A 510-nucleotide genomic window follows, 5' to 3' on the forward strand; every position below is an offset into this window, starting at 1 on the left:
GACGATCTCCTTCGGCACGCCGTACGGCACCGTCGAGTACGAGGGCGCCACCATCCCGGTCCCCGTCGACGACCAGATGCGCAAGATCGCCCAGCTCTCCGGCGGGCAGTCCTACACCGCCACCAACATCAGCGAGCTGAACAAGAGCTACAACGCCATCGAGAACGACATCGGGTTCCGCACGGTGCCCGGCCCCGGCAGCGCCGGCTGGCTGCGCCTGGGCGTCGTCGTCGCGCTGATCGCCGCGGCGCTGGGCCTGCTGATCAACCGGCGCCTGCCGGTCTGAGCGATCAGGCGGGCAGCCGCCGGTTCAGGAACAGGCCGGCCAGGACGGCGCCGGCCAGCAGCACCGCGCCGAGCAGCATCCAGGCCAGGCTGGCGTCGCCCTTGACGGTCTGGTAGCCGATCTGGCGCTGCAGCGTCGAATAGACGCTCTCCAGCGATTCCAGGCTGTCGGCGTGGAACGCCTGGCCGTCGGTGATCTTGGTGATCTCCTGCAGCGTCTGGGCG

2 pseudogenes are annotated in these 510 nt (G+C 69.6%); one reads left to right on the top strand and one right to left on the bottom strand.

Annotation, left to right across the window (positions count from 1 at the left end):
* Positions 1 to 286, top strand: a pseudogene (locus A9X00_RS31375) (hypothetical protein); the annotation flags it as partial.
* A 4-nt stretch (positions 287 to 290) separates the two neighbouring features.
* Here A9X00_RS31375 and A9X00_RS16060 read toward each other — a convergent pair.
* Positions 291 to 510, bottom strand: a pseudogene (locus tag A9X00_RS16060) (hypothetical protein); the annotation flags it as partial.

The organism is Mycobacterium sp. 1245805.9 (assembly GCF_001672915.1).
In the GTDB taxonomy this organism is placed as follows: Bacteria; Actinomycetota; Actinomycetes; order Mycobacteriales; family Mycobacteriaceae; genus Mycobacterium.